The 5,682-nt window shown below is 69.9% G+C and carries 5 protein-coding genes; 2 read left to right on the top strand and 3 right to left on the bottom strand.

Annotated elements, in window-relative coordinates; translation table 11 throughout:
* The 3 genes from FCU40_RS22365 to FCU40_RS22355 all read right to left on the bottom strand — a co-directional run.
* Positions 1 to 742, bottom strand: a 742-nt coding sequence (locus tag FCU40_RS22365; protein ID WP_168078002.1) for an aldehyde dehydrogenase family protein, incomplete at its 3' end; no start/stop codon positions are given.
* Positions 739 to 2,166 carry an FAD-binding oxidoreductase gene (locus tag FCU40_RS22360; protein WP_168078000.1) on the bottom strand — a complete coding sequence of 476 codons (1,428 nt, stop codon included), beginning with the start codon at positions 2,164 to 2,166 and terminating at the stop codon, positions 739 to 741. The genes FCU40_RS22360 and FCU40_RS22365, both read right to left, overlap by 4 nt.
* A gap of 1 nt (position 2,167) precedes the next feature.
* Positions 2,168 to 3,268, bottom strand: coding sequence for a saccharopine dehydrogenase family protein (locus tag FCU40_RS22355; RefSeq protein WP_168077998.1), 1,101 nt, complete (start codon positions 3,266 to 3,268; stop codon positions 2,168 to 2,170).
* Positions 3,269 to 3,388: 120 nt separating this feature from the next.
* Between FCU40_RS22355 and FCU40_RS22350 the strand changes: the two genes are divergently transcribed.
* Together FCU40_RS22350 and FCU40_RS22345 are read left to right on the top strand one after the other, a co-directional pair.
* Positions 3,389 to 3,820, top strand: a complete 432-nt coding sequence (locus tag FCU40_RS22350; protein WP_004619924.1) for an Lrp/AsnC family transcriptional regulator — start codon at positions 3,389 to 3,391, stop codon at positions 3,818 to 3,820.
* Positions 3,821 to 3,873: 53 nt separating this feature from the next.
* Complete coding sequence (locus FCU40_RS22345; RefSeq protein WP_004619925.1) at positions 3,874 to 5,502, top strand: ABC-F family ATP-binding cassette domain-containing protein; 1,629 nt, start codon at positions 3,874 to 3,876, stop codon at positions 5,500 to 5,502.
* Positions 5,503 to 5,682 lie beyond the last annotated feature (180 nt).

Below are 5,682 nucleotides of genomic sequence, written 5' to 3'. Positions count from 1 at the left end.
CCTGCCGGCCCATCGCCGTCGAGCCGGTGGCCGAGACCAGCGGAACCTTGGGGTGATCGACCAGCGCCTCGCCCACGGCGCGGCCGCCGATCAGCAGGGCGGACAGGCCGTCGGGCGCGTCCGGGCCGAACTTGGCGCGGGCCTTCTCGAACAGGGCCTGGACGGCCAGGGCGGTCAGCGGGGTCTTTTCCGAGGGCTTCCAGACCACGGCGTCGCCGCAGACAAAGGCCAGGGCCGCGTTCCACGACCACACCGCGACCGGGAAGTTGAAGGCGCTGATCACGCCGACGACGCCCAGCGGGTGCCAGGTCTCCATCATCCGGTGCGACGGACGCTCGGTGGCCAGGGTCAGGCCGAACAGCTGGCGCGACAGGCCGGTGGCGTAGTCGCAGATGTCGATCATCTCCTGCACCTCGCCCAGGCCCTCGGACGTGACCTTGCCGGCCTCGAGGGTGACCAGGGCGGCGAGGTCGGTCTTGGCCGCGCGCAGCTCCTCGCCCAGCAGGCGGACCAGCTCGCCCCGGCGCGGCGCCGGGACCTTGCGCCAGGCCAGATAGGCCTGGTGGGCGGTTTCGATCGCGCGGGCGGCTTCGTCGGCGGTGTGTTCGCGAAGGCGGGCCAGCACCTCGCCGGTCACCGGAGAACGGGCGGCCAGCGCGCCGCCGTCCAGAGCGGCGGGATCGACGCCCAGGCGTTCCAGCAGGGCGCGCGCGTCGGCGATGGCGGAGGGCAGGGCGGTCATCGGGACTCCTGGACTGAGAAAGGGCTGGACGCGGCGGACGCCAGCCGGACGCTGGCCGATCCGCGTCCGAACACGGCGGCCACGGCGGCCGAATAGTCTTGCACCGCGCGCGGCGTGAAGCGGTCATAGGCGGTCTGCACGGCTCGGCCCAGACCGTGTTCGCCGCTGAAGCTGGCGGAAAAGCCGTCGACGGCCAGGGTCAGCACCGCCTCGCGCAGGGCCGCGCGGCGGTCGGCGTCGTCCGGACCCACCAGGTTGAAGTGCACGCCGCCGTCGGCGATGTGGCCGAAGTCGCACAGCGCGTAGTCGGGGAAGTCGGCGGCCAGCATCGCCGAGGCCTCGGCCCGGAAGCGCGCCAGGTCGCGGCGGCGGAAGCTGAGATCAAAGCCGATTACCGGCCCGCTGGCCCGCAGGCCCTCGGACAGCGAATGCCGCAGGGCCCACATCTTCGTCGTCGAGCCGAACAGGGCGTCGGCCAGGGGCGCGTCGTCGCGTTCCAGCAGTTGGCCCGCGATCTGTTGCAGCGTCTCGTCCAGGCTGGTCTCGCCGTCGCGGGGCGCCCACGACCGGGTCAGCTCGACCAGCACGGCGTAGTCGGGAACGCCCCCGGCGAACGGGTTGGCCAGAGCCGGCGCATGAGCGATGGCTCGGGTCATCGCCGCCCCGGACATGCCCTCGAACGCGGTCAGCATCGTCCCCGCCTCGGCCTCGAACGCGCACAGCAGCGGCAGCACCGCGTCCAGGTCGCGCGGGATCAGCAGGGCGGCGGCGGTCTGGCGCGGGCGATGATGGACCTCGACCGTGACCTTGGTGATCACGCCGAAAGCCCCGCAGCCGCCGACGAACAGCTGACGCAGCGCGATGGCGGCGTTGTCCTTGCGCAGGCCGTGCGACAGGGTCAGCACCGTGCCGTGGGCGTCCGGCAGCACCACTTCCAGGCCCAGCACGTGACGGCGCATGTCGCCGTAGCGCAGGAACCGGGCGCCGCCGGTGTTGGTCGCCGCCATGCCGCCCAGGCTGGGATCGGCGCCGAGGTCGATGGGCAGGAACAGTCCGTGCGGCTCCAGCGCCGCGTTCAGGGCCGACAGCCGCGCGCCGGCCCCGACCGTGGCCGTGCGGTCGGCGGCGTCTATCTCCATCGGCGCGGTCAGGCGGTCCAGCGACAGCACCAGCTGCTCGCCGCTGGCGTCGGGCGTCGAGCCCTCGACCAGGCCGGTATTGGCGCCCTGCGGCACGAAGGCCAGGCCCTCGCGCGCGCAATAGGCGACCACGGCCGAGACCTCGGCGGTGGTCGCCGGTCGCGCGACGGCGGCGGCGACGCCCCGGGCGTAACGGGCCGGAGTCTCGTAGGCGGCCGGATCCGACGCCAGGCCGGCGGGACCGACCAGGGCTTCCAGCGCGGTCAGATGGCGGGCGTCCAGCACGTCAGGCGGCGAGCTCTTCGGCCTGGCTCGGGGCGTAGCGGCGCCCGAAGCGGTTGGCCAGGAAGTCGGCCAGGACCACGTCCTCCTGCCGCACGAAACCGGCGGCGGGCAGCTTGCCCTCGGCCAGCAGGTCCAGCACCGTACAGATGCCGGCCGCCGTGGTGATCTGGATGGCGCTGCGGGCGCGGCCGCCGATCGGGGCGCCGTAGATCTTCTGGGCGTAGGTTTCCTGCATCAGCCGCCCGCCGCGCAGGCCGCTGACGCTGACGAAGACGATGACCACGTCCTGCAGGGTGGCGGGCAGGGCGTTTTCCAGGATGTCCTTCAGCACCGCGCGGCGCTCGCGCAGGCGCAGGTCGTTCAGCAGGGCCTTCATCAGGGCGGCGTGGCCCGGATAGCGGATGGTGCGGTACGACAGGTTGCGCACCTTGCCGTCCAGCGTCTCGCACAGCGTGCCCAGTCCGCCCGAGGTGTTGAAGGCCTCGTACAGCACGCCGTCGAGGGCGAACTCCTCGCGGTCTTCCAGAGGCTGGGTCTCGCGACGGACGCCGCCGACGATGGCCTCGCACGGCTCGCAATATTCGTTGATCAGGCCGTCGGTCGACCAGGTCAGATTGTAGTTGAGGGCGTTGGACGGAAACTTCGGCAGGGCCCCCACGCCCATGCGCACGTCGTGCAGTTCATCGAAGCGCTGGGCCAGGTCATAGGCGGCGATGCCGATGAAGCCCGGCGCCAGGCCGCACTGGGGAACGAAGGCGCTGCGGGCGTCCTTGGCCAGCGCCTTGACCGCGCGCGTGCTGGCCACGTCCTCGGTCAGGTCCAGATAATGGGCGCCGGCGGTCTTGGCCGCGCGGGCGATGGCCACGGTCAGGTGGAAGGGCGCGGCGCTCAGCACGGCGAACTTGCCGGCCAGCAGGCGATCCAGCGCGGCCGCGTCGGCGATGTCGACCTGGACCTTGCGCACCGGCGCGGTGGTCTCCAGCCGCTCCAGCGCCTGGGCCGAGGCGTCGGCCACGGTCACCGCGTAGTCGCCGCACCCCGCCAGCATCTCGGCGATCATCGACCCGATCTTGCCGCCCCCGACAACCACGACCTCTTTCATGCGTCTCGCTCTCCCTTGAAAGACGGGGATCCATGATGCGGGGCGTATAAACGAATTATAGTGGCGCTCCCGTCGAAATGATGGGAAATTTTCGGCGAAACGCAGGGGTGTCTTGACGAAATGACGATCGACGCGGTCGACCAGAAACTGCTCGACGCGCTGCGCGAGAACGGGCGGGCCTCGACCGCCGACCTGGCCCGCCGCGTGGGGCGCTCGCGCACGACGGTCCAGAGCCGCATCGAACGGCTCGAGCGCGACGGCGTCATCGTCGGCTATGCCGCGCGCCTGGCGCCGGACCACCAGCACGGCGCCGTCCGCGCCCAGGTGATGATCAAGGTCGCCCCCAAGGAAAGCCGCGCGGTCGAAGCCGCCTTGCGCGCCATCGCCGAGGTGCGTGTCCTGCACTCGGTCAGCGGCGACTATGACATGATCGCGGTGGCGGCCACCGGTTCGGTCGCCCGGATGGACGAGGTGATCGACAGCATCGGCCACCTCCCGGGCGTGGAGCGCACGACCTCGTCGATCATCCTCTCGACCAAGTTCGACCGGTAGGGCGGGCGCTCGGGGCTGGCGTTCCGCCTTCCCAGCGGGTAGCAGACCGCCCCATGATCCGCCTCGACAACATTTCCAAGCAGAACGGCCACCAGCTCCTGTTCATCGAGGCGTCGATGGGCGTCCAGAAGGGGGAGAAGGTCGGGCTGGTCGGTCCCAACGGGGCCGGCAAGACGACGCTGTTCCGGATGATCACCGGGCAGGAGCCGCCCGACGACGGCATCGTCGCGATCGATCCGGGCATGCGGATCGGCTATTTCAGCCAGGACGTCGGCGAGATGTCGGGCCAGAGCGCCGTGGCGGCGGTGATGGACGGCGTCGGCCCCGTCAGCGCCCTGGCCGCCGAGATGGCGACGCTGGAGGCGGCCATGGTCGATCCCGACCAGGCCGACCAGCTGGACGCGATCATGGAACGCTATGGCGAGGTGCTGGAGCGCTTCCAGGAGCTGGACGGCTACGCCCTGGAGGCCCGGGCGCGCGAGGTGCTGGCCGGCCTCAGCTTCAGCCAGGAGCGGATGGACGGCGACGTCGGCCTGCTGTCCGGCGGCTGGAAGATGCGCGTGGCCCTGGCCCGCATCCTCTTGATGCGTCCCGACGCCATGCTGCTGGACGAACCCAGCAACCACCTGGACCTGGAAAGCCTGATCTGGCTGGAAGCCTTCCTGAAGAACTACGACGGCGCGCTGCTGATGACCTCGCACGATCGCGCCTTCATGAACCGCATCATCGGCAAGGTGATCGAGATCGACGCCGGCCAGCTGATCACCTATTCCGGCGACCTTGATTTCTACGACCAGCAGCGGGCGCTCAGCGAGGCTCAGCGCCAGGCGCAGTACGAGCGCCAGCAGGCGATGCTGGCCAAGGAGATCAAGTTCATCGAGAAGTTCAAGGCGCGCGCCTCGCACGCCGCCCAGGTGCAGAGTCGGGTCAAGAAGCTGGACAAGATCGAGCGCGTCGAGCCGCCGCGCCGGCGCCAGTCGGTGCAGTTCGAGTTCCAGAGCCCGCCGCGTTCCGGCGAGGACGTGATCAGCCTGCGCGGCGTCCATAAGGGCTATGGCGAGCGACCCATCTATGCCGATCTCGACTTCCTGGTGCGGCGCAAGGAACGCTGGGCCGTGCTGGGCGCCAACGGCGCGGGCAAGTCGACGCTGCTGAAGCTGGTGGCCGGCGACATCAAGCCCGACCAGGGCGCGGTCAATATCGGGGCCAGCGTCAAGATGGGCTACTTCGCCCAGCACTCGATGGACCTGCTGGACGGCGAGGAGACGATCTTCGAGTCGCTGGAGCGCTCGTTCCCGCAGGCCGGGCAGGGGGCGTTGCGGACCCTGGCCGGCTGCTTCGGCTTCTCGGGCGACGACGTCGAAAAGCCTTGCCGGGTGTTGTCGGGCGGCGAGAAGGCGCGGCTGGTGATGGCCAAGATGCTGTTCGATCCGCCCAACCTGCTGGTGCTGGACGAGCCGACCAACCACCTCGACATGGCGACCAAGGAGATGCTGGTGGCGTCCCTGGCCGACTTCGAGGGCACCATGCTGTTCGTCTCGCACGACCGCCACTTCCTGGCGGCCCTGTCGAACCGCGTGCTGGAGCTGACGCCCGAGGGCGTCCACCAGTACGGCGGCGGCTACACCGAATATGTCGCCCGCACCGGCCAGGAAGCGCCGGGCCTGCATCCGGGTGGATAAAAAGGCATATAAATCAAAAGTTTAGAGCGTTTTCGCGCGGCGAGGCGGCCGGCCCCCGGCCTCTTCGCGAATTTACCGACGCGCATCGCGAAAAACGTGGGTCGCTCAACGGTGAATCCGGCTTAGAGCCTCGCGCGTCAAAACGGAATCGTTTTGACGCGATAACGAGGCTCTAAATCA

The sequence above is a fragment of the Caulobacter sp. SSI4214 genome (genome assembly GCF_012184455.1).
In the GTDB taxonomy this organism is placed as follows: domain Bacteria; phylum Pseudomonadota; class Alphaproteobacteria; order Caulobacterales; family Caulobacteraceae; genus Caulobacter; species Caulobacter vibrioides_E.
Note: the sequence above shows the minus strand (reverse complement) of the source record. Positions and strands in the feature narration are given on the sequence as shown.

Excerpts from the sequence above, each read along its gene's own strand:
- FCU40_RS22345 (WP_004619925.1), top strand. The coding sequence starts at position 3,874 with ATGATCCGCCTCGACAACATTTCCAAGCAGAACGGCCACCAGCTCCTG.
- FCU40_RS22355 (WP_168077998.1), bottom strand. The coding sequence starts at position 3,268 with ATGAAAGAGGTCGTGGTTGTCGGGGGCGGCAAGATCGGGTCGATGATC.
- FCU40_RS22350 (WP_004619924.1), top strand. The coding sequence starts at position 3,389 with ATGACGATCGACGCGGTCGACCAGAAACTGCTCGACGCGCTGCGCGAG.